A 16,657-nucleotide genomic window follows, 5' to 3' on the forward strand; every position below is an offset into this window, starting at 1 on the left:
TTTGAGAAGTTTTTCCGGCGGTTCAGAACTTCCTGAACCTCTTAACACGCTGGCCTGTAAGCCGTTGTTCCGTGTCAGTGGAGGCGCATTATAGGGAATTTCTGGAGGCTGACAAGGGCAAATCGCAAAAAACTTTTTGAGTGTTGTTTTTTTGCTCTAAACACCCTTAAACAGCCAGTTTTTCGAGCTTTTCGAAGCCATAACGCTGTAAAACGGGCATTAATTGCACAGCTTGTTCAGTAATATCCATACAAAAAGCGATATTGGCATCCGCGGAAACGGCATGCGGGGATACATTTTCCAGTAACCAGACGGTGCGTCGCGCAATCGCCGCACCAGAATCTATTAAACGCGTCCCTTCCGGCAGCACCTGTTGCAGCTCTTCACTAATAAGAGGGAAGTGGGTACAGCCCAGCACCACCGTATCCGGTGGCTCCTGCATCCGCAGCCACGGCTGCAGAACGCGCTTCACTTCTTCTATTGCTACCGGTTGCCCATGCAGTTTTGCTTCCGCCAGCGCCACCAGTTCTGACGAACCGATCATCTCCGTTTTACATTCGCTACCGAAGCGCGCCACCAGCTCATGAGTATAAGGGCGTTTAACGGTGCCGCGCGTTGCCAGCAGGCCAACGACACCGTTACGCGTCAGGCGTGCGGCAGGTTTAATGGCAGGTACGACGCCCACCACCGGAAATTCAAAGCGTGCGCGCAGGGCCGGCAGCGTCACGGTACTTGCCGAGTTACAGGCGATAACCACTAACGCAAGAGGATAGAGGCGGGTGACCGCTTCAACGATAGCGAGCACGCGCTCAACGATAAACTCTTCCGACTTCTCGCCATAAGGAAAGGCAACGTTGTCGAAAGCGTAGAGATAATGGAGGTCCGGCAGCAATTTGCGGATCTCATCATAGACTGAAAGCCCACCGACGCCGGAGTCAAACACCAGCACGGTGTGGCGTTCTTTAGAAGTTGTAGCTGCCGCTGAGGTAGTATTCCCGTCCAGGGGTTTCATAACCATACGCTGTCTCGTAATCTTTATCGAACAGGTTGGCAATTCTACCACGAACGGTGAGATGGGATGTGACCGGATACGAAACTGCAAGATCCCACAGGCTTACGCCGCCCATTTTTACACGCGGGCTTGGAGAAACGCTGTAGTCGGTATCATAGCGCTGACCGAGATACTGATAGCTCAGGGACCAGTCAAACTTCGCCACGGCCCAGTCCAGCTGATATTTAACCTGCTGTTTAGCACGGCGCGCAAGCACTTCATTGGTCACGGCATTACGCGGGTCAAGATAGTCGTAAGATAGGGTATGCGCCAGTGGACCGGTATCAAAGGACGCCGTCGCCTCCACACCTTTAATTCGCGCTTTCTTAATATTGCTGTAATGCGAGGTGGAATCGAAATCGATCAAATCATCGATATCGTTACGATAGCCGGAAAAACGCCAGTTTACCGGCCCGGTTAACCCTTCAAAGCCCCCTTCCCACTGCTTGCTTTTCTCAGGCTGCAGATCGCGATTACCGTAGCTTTCGCTGTAAACCTGATTGAGGTTAGGAGCCTTAAAAGCAGTACCGTAGGAAGCAAACACGCTGTAGCCATCGACAAACTCCCAGGCCGCGCTGCTCTGCCAGGTGTTATGCCAGCCAAAAGCATTATTGTCATCGCCGCGCACCGCGCCTTCCAGCGTCACGCTACCCAGTTTCTGCTGCGTGGTGGCGTAGATGCCGGTGTTACGCTGCTCCTGTCCCGCCGCAACATAATTAGTGCCAGGTTCTGATGTCTGCTTCTGCCAGTCAACGCCGCCGCTAACCGTACCATAACCGGCCGCCAGCGTATTACCCCACTGCAAGTTGTATTGCTGCACATCATCTAACGTCGAGGCCGGGCCATAGCGCCCTTTTGACGGGTCAAAGTTGAGATCTTTCGTGTGGCTGTAGCTGGCAATCAGCTGTGAGGAGTAAATCCCGCGGTTGAAACGCAGCCCGGTATCCCAGCTTTGGCTATAGAGCTGGCGGGTATCCGGCATGCCCAATAGAGCGAAGGAGGAACTGTCGTAGACCAGTGAACCATCATAGTCAGAGCGGTTGTCAAAGCCATAACCACGGAAAAATCCGCTGAACTCATCATTAAACTGATGCTCCACGTTCCCGTACAGGGATTTACTCATAAAGCCATCGCGATCCGGCTGGGCAGGGTCACCGAATGCATTCGGGTATCCAGCCACCACATCGTAGCCTTTGGTATAGGTGTAGCTGCCGGCCAGCGTCACCAGGGTATTTTCCCCCAGACGTTGCTGCGTGGAACCGTCATAGGACTGATAGCCATTTGAACCGATACCGGCGTTCAGCGTGGTACCCGGCTTGTCACGTCCGGTAATGATATTAATCACGCCACCAATCGCGTCCGAACCATAGACCGCTGAGCGCGCCCCGCGCACATATTCAATGCGCTGAACCAGAGAAACCGGGATCTGGCTAAGATCGGACGCACCGCTAATGCCCGCCTGATTCAGGCGAATACCATCAATCAGCACCAGCACGTGGTTAGAGTTGGTTCCGCGAATAAACAGCGAGCTTTGCTGGCCCATTCCGCCGTTTTGAGCGATATCAACGCCGGGCAAGCGGCGCATCACATCCGTCAGCGTTTTCGACTGCCAGCGGTCGATCTGCTCTTTTGTGACGACCGTCGTGGGTGCCAGCACGGAAGAGACGGGTTGCGCAAAACGATTCGCCGTCACCACCTGCGTCTCTTCATTACTGACTTGTGCAAAGCCGTTTTGCGCCCAGAGGGAAATCGCCGTAGCGCTAAACGCCAGCAGCGTGTTTTTGTTTTTTGTTGTAAACATGACCAAGCATCCAAAAGAAGTGCAGGATGCCGCAGGCATACGATCGATAGCACGCGATGATCGTAAGAAATGCGACGTTATTCCGGCAGGTCTTCGGGCTCAGAATCGGTTGCTCGTCATACTCCACGTTACATGTGCGTTGGCTTCACTCATTCACCCGAATCACTTACTACTGTAAGCTCATTGGGACTCACTTATTTGCCGCCTTCCTGTAACGCGAATTATTTTGAGCATTGGTGGCAATGACTTCCCGTCCTGAGACAGTGTCTGCGTTACGCTATTGTCACGACATTCTTTACCGCTGCGCGTCAGCTCCAGATTTGCACTGGATTCCCTTTTAACTCGCGGGGAGGCCGGAGCCGCAGTTTAAGTTCAATAAAATTAGAAATCCAGATATCCGGACATCCATAAATGATGATTTTTGCACAATGCTGGACATGAGTTAAAGAATCCCTACAATCGCCCGGCTATCACCGCCAAATATTCAGGAATAACCATGACGCCCGAACAGCTGCCTATTGAACAATACGATGACCAACTCGCCGAGAAAGTGACACGACTGACGTCGATGATGTCCGTGTTTAACGCTCCCGAGGTCGAGGTCTTCCGTTCACCGGTGAGCCACTATCGGATGCGCGCCGAATTCCGCGTCTGGCATGACGGTGATGACCTCTACCACATCATTTTCGATCAGGAGACGCGCGACCGCATTCGCGTCGACAGCTTCCCGGCAGCCAGCGAGCTGATTAACCGCCTGATGCCGCGTCTGATTGCCGCTGCCCGAGAGCAGCACGTTCTGCGCTATAAGCTGTTCCAGATTGACTATCTGTCAACGGTCAGCGGCCAGATCGTGGTCTCCCTGCTGTATCACCGCAAGCTGGATGAAGAGTGGCAGCAGGCCGCCAGCGCTCTGCGCGACGCGCTGCGTGCCGAAGGGTTTGATCTGCATCTGATTGGCCGCGCCACCAAAACTAAGATCTGCCTCGACCGCGACTATGTCGACGAGTGTCTGACTATCGACGGGCGGGAGATGATCTACCGCCAGGTGGAGAACAGCTTCACTCAGCCGAATGCGGCAATGAATGTGCAGATGCTGGAGTGGGCGCTGGATACCACGCGCAATTCAAGCGGTGACCTGCTGGAGCTGTACTGCGGCAACGGTAACTTCTCACTGGCGCTGGCGCGCAATTTCCGTCGGGTGCTGGCGACCGAGATCGCCAAGCCTTCCGTTGCCTCTGCGCAGTACAATATCGCGGTGAACCAGATCGATAACGTGCAGATCATTCGCATGGCGGCAGAAGAGTTTACCCAGGCGATGAACGGCGAAAGGAGCTTCAGAAGGTTGGAAGGGATCGATCTGACCAGCTACGAGTGCGAAACCATCTTCGTCGACCCACCTCGCAGCGGTCTGGATGAGGAAACGGTGAAGATGGTGCAGGCTTATCCACGCATCCTTTATATCTCCTGCAACCCGCAGACGCTGTGCGATAACCTCGCCACGCTGTCGGCTACGCATGAGGTTACGCGCCTGGCGCTGTTCGACCAGTTCCCGTATACCCATCATATGGAGTGCGGCGCGCTATTGACTCGCCGCTGATGAATGATTGTCGGGCGACGCCTGTCGCCCGGCTGTATTCAGCTAACTTTACGTGCTCGCCACTTCATCGCGATCCAGAACACCACTACCACCATCAGCACGGTCGGAACAAAATTCGAACCGATATCAGGGTATTCCGCCCGCACCATTGCGCTATACAGCAGAATACCAAGCAGGAAAAACGCAGCGGCCAGCGAAGGCATCCCGTCCGGCATTGCACGGTTCAGATAGCGCTGATGCAGGCACCAGGCAGCAAGGCACAGCGTGATGAGCGGGAAGATAGAAAATGGTACCAGTGAGCTGAACAGTACCGAAAATGAACCGTTGAGTGAAAGCCCGGCAATAAAGGTCAGCAGTAGCGTTCCCTTGTCCCGGCTCGTAGCTAAATTCATGTCACCACCCTTTTAGTCTTTGGATTCCAGCGTCACCGCCAGCCTCTCCTGTTCACGACGATACCAGTAGTACGCCCCTTTCGAGATCATCCGCAGCTGCAGCACCAGTCGTTCTTCCAGCTGGCGGCGCTGTTCAGCGTCAATATCCAGCGCTTCCGCACCGGCATTAAACACAATAATGACCATCGCTTCCGCCTGCGCTTCAGTAAAGCTGCGCGGCATGCGGTTTTCTATTTCCAGATAGTCGGCCAGTTCGGCGATAAAGTGCTGAATTTCACGCGCCACCGCAGCACGAAATGCAGCGGAGGTTCCTGAACGTTCACGCAGTAACAGGCGAAAGGCATTCGGGTTATCGCCGATAAATTCCATAAAGGTGGAGACGGAAGTGCGGATCACGCTGCCACCTTTGGCAATACGCTGACGCGCCTGACGCATCAACTGACGCAGCATCAGGCCGCTCTCATCCACCATGGTCAGCCCTAATTCATCTACATCACGAAAGTGACGATAAAATGACGTTGGGGCGATACCGGCTTCGCGGGCAACTTCCCTCAGGCTAAGGCTGGCGAAACTCCGCTCGGCGCTTAATTGACTAAACGCCGCTTCGATAAGTGTACGCCGTGTACGTTCTTTTTGCTGCGCTCTGACGCCCATATTAGTGCCTGTTTTGCCTGCAAGGGGGCACTATAGCAAAAATTTCAGCGTACAGTGGGTCAAACTTTGTGAACGCCTGTTAACCCTGTAATTTGGCAATTGATGGCAAAAAATACGGTTACAATTGGGAACTGCGCGCTGAGATGTTAGAATCTCGTTGTAAAATTGTATAAGAAATAGGACGTATTGGTATGCAACAGTCTTATGATTACGACGCCATTGTTATTGGTTCCGGTCCGGGCGGTGAAGGTGCCGCAATGGGGCTGGTGAAACAGGGAGCGCGCATAGCCGTTATCGAGCGCTACCACAATATCGGCGGCGGGTGTACACACTGGGGAACCATCCCTTCGAAAGCGCTGCGCCACGCCGTCAGCCGCATTATCGAGTTTAACCAGAACCCACTGTATAGCGACCACACACGTCTTCTGCGTTCTTCTTTTGCCGACATTCTGAATCACACCGAAAACGTTATCAGCCAGCAAACCCGCATGCGTCAGGGTTTCTACGAGCGTAATCACTGTGAGCTGTTCCAGGGTGATGCACGTTTTGTTGATGCCAACACCATCGAAGTTGAAAGCCATGACGGCACGATTGAACGCCTGACCGCCAGCAAATTCGTTATCGCCTGCGGTTCACGCCCTTATCATCCGCCGGATGTCGACTTTGCCCATCCACGCATCTACGACAGCGACTCTATCCTCAACCTGCACCACGAACCGGACCATGTGATTATCTATGGGGCCGGGGTGATCGGCTGTGAGTACGCGTCAATTTTCCGTGGCCTGTCGGTCAAGGTTGACCTGATCAACACCCGCGACCGCCTGCTGGCGTTCCTCGATCAGGAAATGTCAGACTCGCTTTCCTACCACTTCTGGAACAATGGCGTAGTTATTCGTCATAACGAAGAGTTTGAGAAAATTGAAGGGGTGGCAGATGGCGTGATTATGCATCTGAAATCCGGCAAAAAATTGAAAGCCGACTGCCTGCTTTACGCCAATGGCCGTACCGGTAACACCGACTCACTGTCGCTGGAAAACGTCGGTCTGGAGGCGGATGGTCGTGGTCTGTTGAAGGTTAACAGCATGTACCAGACGGCACAGCCGCATATCTACGCGGTGGGGGATGTGATTGGTTACCCAAGCCTGGCGTCTGCCGCCTACGATCAGGGCCGTATTGCTGCCCAGGCAATGGTAAAAGGCGAAGCGACCGCACACCTGATTGAAGATATCCCAACCGGTATCTATACCATCCCGGAAATCAGCTCCGTTGGTAAAACCGAGCAGCAGCTGACGGCGATGAAGGTGCCTTACGAAGTGGGCCGTGCGCAGTTTAAACACCTGGCGCGTGCGCAGATCGTTGGCATGAACGTCGGTAGCCTGAAAATCCTGTTCCACCGCGAGACCAAAGAGATCCTCGGCATTCACTGCTTCGGCGAGCGTGCTGCGGAGATCATTCACATCGGTCAGGCGATTATGGAGCAGAAAAACGGTGGCAACACGATTGAGTACTTCGTGAATACCACCTTTAACTACCCGACAATGGCGGAAGCCTACCGGGTGGCGGCGCTAAACGGCTTAAACCGCCTGTTTTAACGCGCCGCTGCTCATCACGCCCTGCATATGTTCACGGATCGCCTCAGCCAGCTGCTCATAGCGGCCGCGCAGAGGTGAACCGGGGCGATACACTAACGCGATGGTGCGCTGTGGAACCGGCTTATAACAGTCGAGATAACACACCCCATCGCGTACTCTCTCCTTAGGCACCGCCAGCGATGGCAACAGCGTAATCCCGCTGCCTGCCGCCACCATATTACGCAGCGTTTCCAGACTGGTTGCGCGGAAGTGCGTATCTTCATCGGCACCCGCCTGGAAGCAGAAGCCCATCGCCTGATCGCGCAGACAGTGTCCGTCTTCCAGCATCAGCAGCTTCTCACCGGCCAGATCCGACATCGGCACGCGATCGCGCTCATGCCATGGATGATCGGCATAGATTGCCAGCTTCATCGGTTCGTCAAACAGCGGGACTTCAATAAACGCTTCCGACTCTTTCACCAGCGCCAGAATGGCACAGTCCAGCTTGCCGCTATCGAGCTGCGCCAGCAGCTGCTGAGTCTGCGCTTCGTGCAGATACATCTCCAGCTTCGGGAAGGTCCGATGCAGCGAAGGAATAATCTGCGGCAGCAGATACGGGCCAACGGTTGGGATTAGGCCGATATGCAGCGGGCCGGACATCGCCTCGCCCTGCTGGCTGGCCATCTCTTTCAGCACTTTCACTTCGCGCAGCACGGTACGCGCCTGATCCACCAGCAGCAGCCCGGCTTGGGTGAATAACACTTTGCGGCTGGTGCGCTCCAGCAGCATCACGCCCAGCTCATCTTCCAGCTTGCGGATCTGCCCGCTCAGCGTTGGCTGGCTGACGTGGCAGGCATCGGCGGCACGGCGAAAATGGCGATGTTCCGCCAGCGAAACCAGATACTCCAGATCACGAATGTTCATCTCAATCCTCTATTCCACGATAGCCCGTGACGATAGATAGCATAGCAACCAACGATTATCCCTATCAAGCCTGAATGACAATAATGTGCCCCTGCAGAAATACAGCAGCCTTATCCGTTTATTAAGAGGTCTTTTATGTTTGCAAGTCAGGAAGGTAAATCAATCCCGCAGGTCACTTTTCACACGCGTCAGGGCGATAGCTGGGTCGACGTCACCACTGATGAGCTGTTTAAAGATAAAACGGTGATCGTCTTTTCACTGCCGGGCGCATTTACCCCAACCTGCTCCTCCAGCCATCTGCCGCGCTACAACGAGCTGTCCGACGTGTTCAAAAAACATGGCGTGGACAGCATCCTGTGCGTGTCGGTCAATGACACCTTTGTGATGAACGCCTGGAAAGCCGATCAGCGCGCCGGGAACATCACCTTTATTCCCGATGGCAACGGGGATTTCACCCGCGGTATGGAGATGCTGGTTGAGAAAGCCGACCTTGGCTTTGGTCCGCGCTCATGGCGCTACTCAATGCTGGTGCGCAACGGCGTGGTAGAGAAAATGTTTGTCGAACCAAACAAGCCGGGCGACCCGTTTGAAGTGTCCGATGCGGATACCATGCTGCGCTATGTTGCGCCGGAATATAAGGTGCAGGAGTCCGTTTCCCTGTTCAGCAAGCCGGGCTGCCCGTTCTGCGCCAAGGCAAAACAGATGCTGATTGACCGTGGGATTCAGTTTGAAGAGATCGTGCTGGGCCAGGATGCGACCACCGTCAGCCTGCGTGCCGTTAGCGGCCGCTCCACCGTGCCACAGGTGTTTATCGGCGGGCGCCACATCGGCGGCAGCGATGATTTAGAGCAGTTCTTCGCGGCGTAAAACAAAAAGGGGATGGGCATGCTCATCCCCTACAACTTTACCCAGGGGTCGGACTTGCCGACCCACAACGCGATTACGCCAGACGCTGCTTCGCTGCGGTAATCGCTTTCGATACCTGATGCGGTGAGACGCCGCCTTGCGCATTACGCTTGTCGAGGCAGGATTGCAGCGACAGGATCGGGTAAACATCCTCGCCAATCACGCTGCTGAACTTCTGCAAATCAGATAACTTCAGTGCTTCCAGCGCCACGCCCTGCTTGATCGCTTCCACCACGGTTTCACCGACAATATGGTGCGCTTCACGGAACGGTACGCCTTTGGCGACCAGATAATCCGCCAGCTCGGTGGAGTTAGCATAGCCCTGCTCGGCCGCTTCCTGGCAGCGCGGACGTTTCACCTGAATGCCATCCAGCACCAGTGCCGCCATATGCAGACAGTCAGACCAGGTATCGAGCGCGTCGAACAGCCCTTCTTTGTCTTCCTGCATATCTTTGTTGTACGCCAGCGGCAGGCCTTTCAGCGTCATGCTCATCGCGGTCAGGGCACCCTGTACGCGGCCCACTTTGCCACGGATCAACTCCAGCGCGTCCGGATTTTTCTTCTGCGGCATCAGGGAAGAGCCGGAAGTCACTTTATCAGACAGCTCAACAAAGCCCGCCTCACCGGTATTGAAGAAGATCAGATCTTCGGCAAAGCGCGACAGGTGCACCATACCGATAGACGCATCGGACAGCAGCTCCAGCACATGATCGCGGTCAGAAACGGTATCAAGGCTGTTGCGGGTGGCAGAGGCAAAGCCTAACCAGCCGGCCAGCTGCTCGCGGTCGATTTCATAGGCGGTTCCTGCCAGTGCGCCACAGCCCAGCGGGCTGACGTCAAGGCGCTTCAGCGTGTCCTGCAGGCGGCTTTCGTCGCGCGCCAGCATCTCAACATAGGCAAGGCACCAGTGTGCAAACGTCACCGGCTGGGCGCGCTGCAGGTGGGTATAACCCGGCATCACCGCGTCCTGATTAGCTTCCGCGGTGGCGATCAGCGCCTGCTGGAACTGACGTGTGGCGATCAGCAGCTCGCTGACCTGCGCCTTACACCACAGTTTCAGGTCGGTCGCGACCTGATCGTTACGGCTACGGCCGGTATGGAGCTTTTTGCCCAGCGAACCGACTTTGTCGATCAGCTTGCCTTCCACCCAGCTGTGAATATCTTCGGCGTCACTTTCCAAAATCTGCTGTGGATTCGCGCGCACTTCTTCCAAAAGAACATTCAGCGCGCCTTCCAGCTGCTGCTGCTCATCGGAGGTTAAAACATTGACGGTCACCAGCGCTTTGGACCAGGCAACGGAACCGGTGATGTCCTGCTCTGCCAGACGATAGTCGAAGCGCAGTGAGTCATTGAATAACTTGAAACGTTGATCTGCAGCCTGCGTAAACCGTCCACCCCAAAGTGCCATGATGCGTACTCCCTTCAAATAATGTAATAAGGGCGGCACATGTGCCGCCCCTACGAATGCCTGTAGGGGCGAGTTACCTCGCCCAAAATATTACTTCTTCTCGTTCAGCGCGCGGATGCGTGAAGAGAGCGAGAACAGACGGATAAAGCCGCCCGCGTGACGGTGATCGTACACTTCGTCTTCGCCGAAGGTGGCGAACTCTTCAGAATAGAGGCTGTTGGCCGATTTCTTCTGGATAGCGGTCACCTGGCCTTTGTACAGCTGCAGCACCACTTCGCCGTTCACATCTTCCGCCAGTGCAGCGGCAGAAGCCTGAATGGATTTACGCAGCGGTGCGAACCAGCGACCGTCATAAACGACATAGGACATTTCCAGGCCCAGCTGCTCACGCCATTTGAAGCTGTCACGGTCCAGAACCAGCTGCTCAACCGCGCGCAGCGCGTTAACCATGATGGTGCCGCCAGGCGTTTCGTAGCAGCCGCGGGACTTGATGCCCACCAGACGGTTTTCCACGATGTCGATACGGCCCACGCCGTGACGCGCACCAATGACATTCAGTTTGTCCAGGCAGCCGAACGGGCTAAGCGCTTCACCATTGACGGCAACCACGCGGCCTTTCTCTACGGAGACGGTAACCTGCTCAGGCTGATCCGGTGCTTCCAGCGGATCGACGGTCCACACCCAGCAATCTTTGTTCGGGGCATTCCACGGGCTTTCCAGCACGCCGCCTTCGGTAGAGATGTGCCACGCATTTTCGTCACGGCTGTAGATTTTCTCCAGCGACGCGGTGGTCGGGATATTACGCTCTTTCAGATAGTCCAGCAGCGCTTCACGGGAACGCAGGTTCCACTCACGCCATGGCGCGACCACTTTCAGCTGGGGAGCCAGCGCAGTGTAGGTGGTTTCGAAACGTACCTGGTCGTTACCTTTACCGGTTGCGCCGTGGCACAGGGCATCAGCCCCCACTTTCAGCGCCAGCTCAACCTGCGCTTTAGCAATGATTGGGCGCGCCATCGACGTCCCCAGCAGGTAAGTGCCTTCATACAGCGCACCGGTCTGCAGCACCGGATAAACGTACTCGCTGATGAACTCTTCACGCAGGTCCACCACGTGACATTCTGACGCACCGGACTGTAACGCTTTCTGCTCAACGCCTTCCAGATCGCCACGCTCCTGACCGATATCCGCCACGAACGCCACCACTTCACAACCGCCGTAGTTCTCTTTCAGCCATGGAATGATGGCCGAAGTGTCCAGACCGCCGGAGTAAGCCAGTACGATTTTTTTGATGCTTTTGTCTTGCATTGTCTTTTCCTTGAAAACGTTTCTGTTTAAGCGAGGATACGGGTGCCGATGGACACGCCGTTAAATAGGGTCGGCAGCTGTTCGGCATGGCGCCAGCTAGCGATGTCCACCGGGCGGCCCAGAGTACGGGCGGCTTCCAGTGCGGCATTCACTTTAACGATCATACCGTCGGTAATCACCCCGTCAGCGATCAGCTGCCCGGCTTTTTCCGCCGTCATCTCTTCGATGCGCTGCTTGTTAGCATCGAGAATACCGCTAACGTCCGAGAGCAGGACCAGATCGGCACCCAGCGTCGCGGCCAGTGCCGTCGCCGCCTGGTCAGCGTTGACGTTCATCAGCAGGCCATCAGCGGTGATGCCGATTGAGCTGACCACGGGCAGATAGTCCGCGCCCAGCAGCGTATTAATCAGGCGTGGGGAACCCGGCGTTGCCAGCCCCACGTGACCCAGTTCATCATCAAACTGTGCCACCTCAACACTGCCGCCGTCGCCGAGACACAGGCCAACGGCATCAATGCCATGTTTTTTCGACCAGGCCAGCAGGGTTTTGTTCGCTGTACCCGCCAGCGCCCCGGTGATAATGTCGATCTGATCGGCGGGAGTGACGCGCAAACCGTTTTTCTTCTTCACCGGCAGCGACAGCTTGCTCATCAGTTCATCGACCAGGCAGCCGCCACCGTGAACGATCAGCAGCGGTCGCTGATGCGTGGTACGGTAGCTAACCAGTGCAGTAAACAGACGCTCAAGCGCCTCTTCGCTGTCCAGCAGCACACCGCCTAACTTGATAATTAACGGATTGGTCATCAACTCAACTCGCTCTCTGTGATAGATAGAATTATCGGTTTCCATCTGGTCGCTGATATTGTATTTTTATTCACTATTAGTGCATGAATATTGATACTATCCTAACCCAAGGACTGTCAACAGTGAAGACAAAATTACCCCCTTTTATTGAGATTTACCGCCAACTGATTGCAACGCCATCAATCAGCGCCACCGACAGCGCGCTCGACCAGAGTAATGAAACTTTAATCAGTTTGCTGGCCGGCTGGTTCCGCGATCTGGGCTTCAGCGTGGAAGTGCAGCCGGTGCCCGGCACGCGCAATAAATTCAATATGCTGGCGAAGAGCGGCGAAGGCGCAGGTGGCCTGCTGTTGGCCGGTCACACCGACACGGTGCCGTTTGACGATGGCCGCTGGACGCGCGACCCGTTCACTCTGACCGAGCACGACAACAAACTTTACGGCCTCGGCACCGCCGACATGAAAGGTTTCTTCGCCTTTATTTTAGACACCCTGCGTGATATTGACGTGTCAGTGCTGAAAAAGCCGCTGTATATCCTCGCCACCGCCGATGAAGAGACCACCATGGCCGGGGCGAAATTCTTTTCTGAATCCACCACGCTACGCCCGGACTGCGCGATAATCGGTGAGCCTACCTCGCTGAAACCGGTGCGGGCGCATAAAGGCCATCTGTCTAACGTGATCCGCATTCAGGGCCAGTCCGGCCACTCCAGCGATCCGGGGCGCGGCGTCAATGCCATTGAGCTGATGCATGAGTCAATCACCCAGCTGATGGAGCTGCGCAACACGCTGAAGACACGCTTCCACCACGACGGCTTCGCCATTCCTTATCCGACCATGAACTTCGGCCACATCAGCGGCGGTGATGCGGCCAACCGTATCTGCGCCTGCTGCGAGCTGCATATGGATATCCGCCCGCTGCCGGGGCTGACGTTAAGCGATCTCGATGAGCTGCTGAATGACGCGCTGGCCCCGGTCAGTGCGCGCTGGCCGGGTCGACTGACCGTGGGTGAACTGCACCCGCCAATCCCGGGCTACGAATGCCCGCGTGAGCACCAGCTGGTGCAGGTGGTGGAGAAACTGCTGGGGACCGAAACCGAAGTGGTGAACTACTGCACCGAAGCACCGTTTATTCAGGAAATCTGCCCGACGCTGGTTTTAGGCCCGGGATCGATCAATCAGGCACACCAGCCGGATGAATTTATCGATACCGCATTTATTAAGCCGACTCGCGAACTGATCGCCCAGGTGGTGCATCATTTTTGCTATCACTAAGTGAAAATCGGGGCAATTGACTGTGAAAACAGCCGTTTGCCCCTGATTTCAATTATTCGGGATGATAAGAATAACTTATCTCACTCCGTCGCCATTAAATTTCATAAATTCCCGCAAGTTAGCACCACAATGGGGCAGATTTAAGTCAATTGACGAATGGTTCTTAACGTGGCTAGATAAAAGGCTGCGTTATGCCCATAAGGGTGAAATAAAGTAACAAATACAAGAAGGGTGTCAGGGGTCATATGAACGAACAATATTCCGCAATGCGAAGTAATGTCAGTATGCTCGGCAAACTGCTCGGGGATACAATTAAGGATGCTCTGGGAGAGAACATTCTCGATCGGGTTGAAACAATCCGTAAGCTCTCCAAGTCATCACGTGCGGGAAATGATGCCCACCGTCAGGAACTGCTGACCACGCTGCAAAATTTGTCCAACGATGAACTGCTGCCGGTCGCCCGCGCGTTCAGTCAGTTCCTCAATCTGACCAACGTGGCCGAGCAGTACCACACCATTTCACCAAAGGGCGAAGGCCCGAATCAGACAGAGCTGCTGGCGAAGACCTTTGAACGCCTGAAGCAGCAGCCGGACCTGACCGAAGCCGCCGTTCGTGAGGCCATTGAATCCCTGTCGCTGGAACTTGTTCTTACCGCGCACCCGACTGAAATTACCCGCCGTACCCTGATCCACAAACTGGTGGAAGTGAACAGCTGCCTCAAACAGTTGGATCACAACGACCTGTCTGACTATGACCGTGGGCAGATCATGCGCCGCCTGCGCCAGCTGGTCGCCCAGGCCTGGCACACCGATGAAATTCGCAAATACCGCCCTTCCCCGATTGATGAAGCGAAATGGGGCTTTGCTGTGGTTGAAAACAGCCTGTGGGAAGGGGTGCCTAACTTCCTGCGCGAGCTGAACGAGCAGGTTGAAGAGTCCTTTGGCTATCAGCTGCCGGTCGATTTTGTCCCGGTACAGTTCACCTCGTGGATGGGCGGCGACCGTGACGGCAACCCGAACGTCACCGCCGACATTACCCGCCATGTGCTGCAGCTCAGCCGCTGGAAAGCCACCGATCTGTTCCTGCGTGATATCGCCGTGCTGGTCTCTGAGCTGTCGATGTCGGAATGTACGCCAGAAGTGCGCGAGCTGTGCGGCAATCCGGAAGCGCTGGAGCCGTACCGCGAGATCATGAAAAACCTGCGCGGCCAGCTGATGAGCACCCAGGCCTATCTGGAGCGCCGTCTGAAGGGCGAGCGCCTGCCGCGTCCGGCCAACCTGCTGATCTCCAACGACCAGCTGTGGGACCCGCTCTATACCTGCTATCAGTCACTGCAAGCCTGTGGCATGGGCATTATCGCCAACGGCCAGCTGCTCGATACCCTGCGCCGCGTGAAGTGCTTCGGCGTACCGCTGGTGCGTATCGATATCCGTCAGGAGAGCACCCGCCACACCGAAGCCATTGCCGAAATTACCCGCTACCTTGGCCTTGGTGATTATGAGAGCTGGTCAGAAGCCGACAAACAGGCCTTCCTGATCCGCGAGCTAAGCTCTAAACGTCCGCTGCTGCCGCGCCAGTGGGAGCCAAGCGCCGACACCAAAGAGGTGCTGGAAACCTGCCGCGTGGCGGCAGAAGTGCCGAAAGGCTCGATCGCGGCCTACGTGATCTCCATGGCGAAAACGCCGTCGGACGTGCTGGCGGTTCACCTGCTGCTGAAAGAGTCCGGGATAAATTACGCGATGCCGGTAGCGCCGCTGTTTGAAACCCTCGATGACCTGAACAACGCCAACGACGTGATGAGCCAGCTGCTGAATATCGACTGGTATCGCGGCCTGATTCAGGGCAAACAGATGGTGATGATTGGCTATTCCGATTCGGCGAAAGATGCCGGGGTGATGGCAGCCAGCTGGGCGCAGTATCAGGCTCAGGATGCGCTGATCAAAACCTGCGAGAAAGCCGGTATCACCCTGACGCTGTTCCACGGGCGCGGCGGTTCTATTGGCCGTGGCGGCGCACCGGCACACGCCGCGCTGCTGTCGCAGCCTCCGGGCAGCCTGAAGGGCGGCCTGCGCGTCACCGAGCAGGGCGAGATGATCCGCTTTAAGTACGGCCTGCCGGAAGTGACCATCAGCAGCCTGTCGCTCTACACCGGGGCGATCCTCGAAGCCAACCTGCTGCCGCCACCGGAGCCAAAAGCGGAGTGGCGCGAGATCATGGACCAGCTGTCCGATGTCTCCTGCAGCATGTACCGCGGCTACGTGCGCGAGCATGCGGACTTCGTGCCGTACTTCCGCTCGGCAACGCCGGAGCTGGAGCTGGCCAAGCTGCCGCTGGGTTCACGCCCTGCCAAGCGCCGTCCGACCGGCGGCGTCGAGTCGCTGCGTGCTATCCCGTGGATCTTTGCCTGGACGCAGAACCGCCTGATGCTGCCCGCCTGGCTGGGTGCCGGTGCCGGCCTGCAGAAAGCAATGGAAGATGGCCACCAGGCAACGCTGGAAGCCATGTGTCGCGACTGGCCGTTCTTCTCTACTCGCCTCGGCATGCTGGAAATGGTGTTCTCGAAGGCTGACCTGTGGCTGGCGGAATATTACGATCAGCGCCTGGTCGACAAATCCCTGTGGTCGCTGGGTAAACAGCTGCGCGACCAGCTGGATTCCGATATTAAAGCGGTGCTGACCATCGCCAATGACTCGCATCTGATGGCCGACCAGCCGTGGATTGCCGAGTCGATTGCGCTGCGTAACGTCTATACCGACCCGCTGAACGTGCTGCAGGCAGAGCTGCTGCACCGTTCACGCCAGCAGGAAGCAGAAGGCGGCGAGCCGGATGCCCGCGTCGAGCAGGCGCTGATGGTCACTATCGCCGGGGTGGCGGCGGGGATGCGCAATACCGGTTAAGCCGGTAACGCGGGCCGATCGGAAAAAATCATCGTCATCGTGGCCGGTGGAAATCATCGGCACGGGCCGATCGG

At 56.1% G+C, this 16,657-nt stretch carries 13 protein-coding genes and 1 riboswitch; of the genes, 5 read left to right on the plus strand and 8 right to left on the minus strand.

Translation table 11 applies throughout. From position 1 onward, the window contains the following. Positions 1–166: 166 nt before the first annotated feature. Both murI and btuB read right to left on the minus strand, forming a co-directional pair. Positions 167–1,018: a glutamate racemase gene (gene murI, locus QLG07_RS17915; RefSeq protein ID WP_282469820.1), complete on the minus strand. Its 852-nt coding sequence runs from the start codon at positions 1,016–1,018 to the stop codon at positions 167–169. Next, a complete protein-coding gene (btuB, locus tag QLG07_RS17920; protein WP_282469821.1) occupies positions 963–2,852 on the minus strand; it encodes a TonB-dependent vitamin B12 receptor BtuB in 1,890 nt (629 codons plus the stop codon). The genes murI and btuB overlap by 56 nt, the downstream gene beginning before the upstream one ends. A 66-nt stretch (positions 2,853–2,918) precedes the next feature. After that, a riboswitch (cobalamin riboswitch) is annotated at positions 2,919–3,225 on the minus strand. 123 nt (positions 3,226–3,348) lie between these two features. On the opposite strand from btuB, the gene trmA reads away from it, so the two are divergent. Further along, the gene (gene trmA / locus QLG07_RS17925) at positions 3,349–4,449 is read left to right on the plus strand and encodes a tRNA (uridine(54)-C5)-methyltransferase TrmA (RefSeq protein ID WP_282469822.1); all 1,101 of its coding nucleotides are present in this window, start codon (positions 3,349–3,351) and stop codon (positions 4,447–4,449) included. 38 nt (positions 4,450–4,487) lie between these two features. Here trmA and QLG07_RS17930 read toward each other — a convergent pair whose 3' ends face one another. Further along, positions 4,488–4,841: a YijD family membrane protein gene (locus QLG07_RS17930; RefSeq protein ID WP_048914300.1), complete on the minus strand. Its 354-nt coding sequence runs from the start codon at positions 4,839–4,841 to the stop codon at positions 4,488–4,490. A gap of 12 nt (positions 4,842–4,853) precedes the next feature. Next, positions 4,854–5,495 carry an HTH-type transcriptional repressor FabR gene (fabR, locus tag QLG07_RS17935; RefSeq protein WP_048914299.1) on the minus strand — a complete coding sequence of 214 codons (642 nt, stop codon included), beginning with the start codon at positions 5,493–5,495 and terminating at the stop codon, positions 4,854–4,856. 191 nt (positions 5,496–5,686) lie between these two features. Here fabR and sthA point away from each other — a divergent pair, with 191 nt between their 5' ends. Further along, entirely contained in the window at positions 5,687–7,087 is a 1,401-nt protein-coding gene (gene sthA, locus QLG07_RS17940) for a Si-specific NAD(P)(+) transhydrogenase (protein WP_048914295.1), read from the plus strand. Here the strand turns inward: sthA and oxyR are convergent. After that, complete coding sequence (gene oxyR, locus QLG07_RS17945; RefSeq protein WP_048914294.1) at positions 7,070–7,990, minus strand: DNA-binding transcriptional regulator OxyR; 921 nt, start codon at positions 7,988–7,990, stop codon at positions 7,070–7,072. The genes sthA and oxyR overlap by 18 nt on opposite strands. Before the next feature lie 135 nt (positions 7,991–8,125). On the opposite strand from oxyR, the gene QLG07_RS17950 reads away from it, so the two are divergent. After that, the gene (locus QLG07_RS17950) at positions 8,126–8,857 is read left to right on the plus strand and encodes a glutathione peroxidase (protein WP_048914293.1); all 732 of its coding nucleotides are present in this window, start codon (positions 8,126–8,128) and stop codon (positions 8,855–8,857) included. A gap of 73 nt (positions 8,858–8,930) precedes the next feature. Here QLG07_RS17950 and argH read toward each other — a convergent pair whose 3' ends face one another. The 3 genes from argH to argB all read right to left on the minus strand — a co-directional run bounded on the left by argH (position 8,931) and on the right by argB (position 12,412). Continuing rightward, positions 8,931–10,304, minus strand: coding sequence for an argininosuccinate lyase (gene argH, locus QLG07_RS17955; RefSeq protein ID WP_048914292.1), 1,374 nt, complete (start codon positions 10,302–10,304; stop codon positions 8,931–8,933). Between the two features lie 90 nt (positions 10,305–10,394). After that, positions 10,395–11,609 (minus strand): argininosuccinate synthase, encoded by a 1,215-nt coding sequence (locus tag QLG07_RS17960; protein ID WP_282469823.1) that lies wholly within the window; start codon positions 11,607–11,609, stop codon positions 10,395–10,397. 26 nt (positions 11,610–11,635) lie between these two features. Beyond that, positions 11,636–12,412 carry an acetylglutamate kinase gene (gene argB, locus QLG07_RS17965; RefSeq protein ID WP_282469824.1) on the minus strand — a complete coding sequence of 259 codons (777 nt, stop codon included), beginning with the start codon at positions 12,410–12,412 and terminating at the stop codon, positions 11,636–11,638. A gap of 122 nt (positions 12,413–12,534) precedes the next feature. Here argB and argE point away from each other — a divergent pair, with 122 nt between their 5' ends. Then, positions 12,535–13,686: an acetylornithine deacetylase gene (gene argE / locus QLG07_RS17970; RefSeq protein ID WP_048914290.1), complete on the plus strand. Its 1,152-nt coding sequence runs from the start codon at positions 12,535–12,537 to the stop codon at positions 13,684–13,686. Between the two features lie 245 nt (positions 13,687–13,931). Further along, the gene (ppc, locus tag QLG07_RS17975; RefSeq protein WP_282469825.1) at positions 13,932–16,583 is read left to right on the plus strand and encodes a phosphoenolpyruvate carboxylase; all 2,652 of its coding nucleotides are present in this window, start codon (positions 13,932–13,934) and stop codon (positions 16,581–16,583) included. Positions 16,584–16,657 lie beyond the last annotated feature (74 nt).

This window comes from Erwinia sp. V90_4, assembly GCF_029967685.1.
GTDB classification, from domain to species: Bacteria; Pseudomonadota; Gammaproteobacteria; order Enterobacterales; family Enterobacteriaceae; genus Erwinia; species Erwinia aphidicola.